We start from the raw sequence: 2,730 nt of genomic DNA on the forward strand, positions 1-2,730 counted from the left end.
AATATCACACTAACATATTGAACTAACTCAATTGGTTATAAAAAATGGCCGAGTGAAGAGACTCATTCGACCACAGATTAAATTCAAGAAAAATCAATTTTACTCTTTGCTTTGAACAAGCTTAGGCTGTTCTTCCCTACGCTCACGCGTAAAGTGAGCAACCAAGACGAAACCAATTGAACCAACAAGACCAGCAAGAGCAAATAGAATTATAATCAAGCCACGCTTGGGAGCATCTCTTTTAGTCGGTTCTGTGGGTTGTTGCAAATACTTAAATGGCACCACATCTACTTTAGAGATTTCTAGTGCATTCAGCTTATCAATATACAGCTTACGATTCAAAAGAGTCGTGTTTATTGAAGCTAAATCAGTAATAGATTTTTCTATTTCCAATTTACTATTTAGCACATCTGCTCCCATAAGGATAAGGAAGTCGGGGTCATTACTAACAACAGAACCGCTACTATAAATTGGCTTTTTAATACCTGCAGAATTCGCTATAGAATAGGCATTTTTTAAGCGATCAATTTTCACTTCTTGATTGTTTTTGGCACGTAATAGTTCTAGGAAGTACTTATCCGTTGCCATAATTCTAGCAGAATCAACCGCACGTTTTATTTTCAGATTAATATCATTATTAACGATAGTCTTTACATAGTTAATATAACCTTGCAAAAGGTCATGAGCACCTACTGCCGTAGTAGCACTAAAAGATAACTTATACCCACCATCCATATTTCTGGATTGGAGACTAACCAAACCAATATTACTATTAACTAACAGACCAATTAATTCACGCCTTTCAAAATCATCATCTACATTATCTTTCATCAGACTCCTAAAGTAATCACTATTAATTATATATTGTTCGCGCAGATCCTCCGAATTAAAATTCTGGATGAAATTAGATATTAAATAATTAGGTGTAATACCGAGAGTAATATCCAAGACAGTCAGGCTATTTGTTAGTCTATCTAAAACCTGCATCTGTTCATTTCCCGGCGGAACGATAACTGCCGTACTAGCCCACTTCTGAGGGAGAAAGTAGGAAGAAATCAAACCACCAATCAAGAAAACCAATGTTACCAATATAATTTTAGTTTTTGATCTAAATATAATTCCAGACAGTTCAAATAGGTCAATTTCATTTTCTGAAGATAACGTTCTGGAGAGACTATAGTTACTTTCCATTCGATTATCAACTTTGCTCTTTACATATTTATCGTTCATTAATCACTACCTATATATTTATGAGTCAATATTAATCTAAACAAAAAATCAGTGTATACCAGCAGTCTAAGAAATTAGGAAAAAATTTCCACGCAGAGAAAAATGGATTATATGAGGCATGATATAACTTGTTGACAGCACGGATGGTCATATATCAAACAATAACTCTATTGTATATTCCCTCTGAGGCAGTAAGGAAAATCATTCTGCGGACAAGGTAGTTTATAAAAACTCGAAGGTGTTAGTTATAATAATCTATAGACTGAGTGTATTTTCTAACCATTACATTCCTATCTATATAAAATAGAACCCTATAAGTCACTATGTATCCATAATGTAGAAGGGAATTTAATTAATAGCTTAGTAATTTTTCAGTGTGAAGGCATTTTTGGGGAGAGCGTTTAGTATTCTGTATCACGATAATTTAGCCGTCATAAAGTTATCACATTGTCCAGATGCCTTTTGAAAAAGATTTTGTGATATTTTGAGTCCAGAGTTGCAGACTTGGTGAGTGATGTACAGCTGAATCTCTGTTTTCAGGTGAGTCAGCACCGACAGCCTGAAGTTAGTTAGTTCCTTCATTTTCAGGCAGATACACTCCTATAACCTCTTTTTACCTTCAAAGCTGGTGCTTTTATAGTATAAACGGCCTTACTAACATTCATCCCTCATATTTTATAGTGGATGGTATCCAGCCAGATGAACGGGTAATGGCTTCCTGCGGGCGCTGTTGCGTTCGGGAATAACCTCATAGGCCACCACGCTAATGCTTGCACTGAAATATTAAAAGTGTATTAAGTCTTCGATTTCCCAGCTAATATCGGTGTAGCGCATTCCGAGGGCAAACAGTCGGATAATATTTTACTCGATCTCGTTAGATAGCGTGGTCTGGTGCTTCTTCGCCAACCGGGGTTCAAAAGAGCCATTACGATCGCGTGGGGTAGGCAGTTCGGCCTTGCACGTCGGTATTTTTGATAGCGCCGTTCTTCCGGTTGGCTTCAACGTCATATTAGCCAGATGGGAGCCGAGTACGACGAGCAGAACGACTTCGATAAACTACTTAATCAATGAGGTCAAGATGCCATATTTATCCGTTAGAGCCTGACCATCCTGAAGTGCGTTCGGGCTTTGTCGAAATCGAAAGGCTGAGTAATTTGTCATTCTTTTTTGAGATATATTATCTGGAATGACACAAATTCTCTAACACTCCCTTTTTGGGACAAAAAAATTGCCACTCTTACTAACGAAAATATAAGCTTAAACAACTACCGGGAATTATTTAACAACGACCCTAAACAACAGTTCATTAGAATTCATCGCAGCTAGCAACTTCAGGATCAAGAGAGTTATCAGGGATAAAATTATAAACACTACTCCTTACAGCAGTGGCACTAAGCAGTATATCCATCAGGATTATTTTTCTGCCAATTCCAGCTATCACGCATCATTTCATCGAGTTCACGTGTTGCCTTCCAGCCAAGCTTCTGCATTGCTAATGAC

General features: G+C 37.3%; 1 protein-coding gene and 2 pseudogenes. All 3 read right to left on the bottom strand.

From position 1 onward, the window contains the following. Positions 1–99 precede the first annotated feature (99 nt). Entirely contained in the window at positions 100–1,230 is a 1,131-nt protein-coding gene (wzz(fepE), locus tag YALDO0001_RS19195) for an LPS O-antigen length regulator Wzz(fepE) (protein WP_004705611.1), read from the bottom strand. A 568-nt stretch (positions 1,231–1,798) separates the two neighbouring features. Further along, positions 1,799–2,384, bottom strand: a pseudogene (locus YALDO0001_RS22445) (transposase); the annotation flags it as partial. A gap of 237 nt (positions 2,385–2,621) precedes the next feature. Continuing rightward, positions 2,622–2,730, bottom strand: a pseudogene (locus tag YALDO0001_RS22100) (UDP-glucose 4-epimerase GalE); the annotation flags it as partial.

Source organism: Yersinia aldovae ATCC 35236 (assembly GCF_000173735.1).
GTDB classification, from domain to species: Bacteria; Pseudomonadota; Gammaproteobacteria; order Enterobacterales; family Enterobacteriaceae; genus Yersinia; species Yersinia aldovae.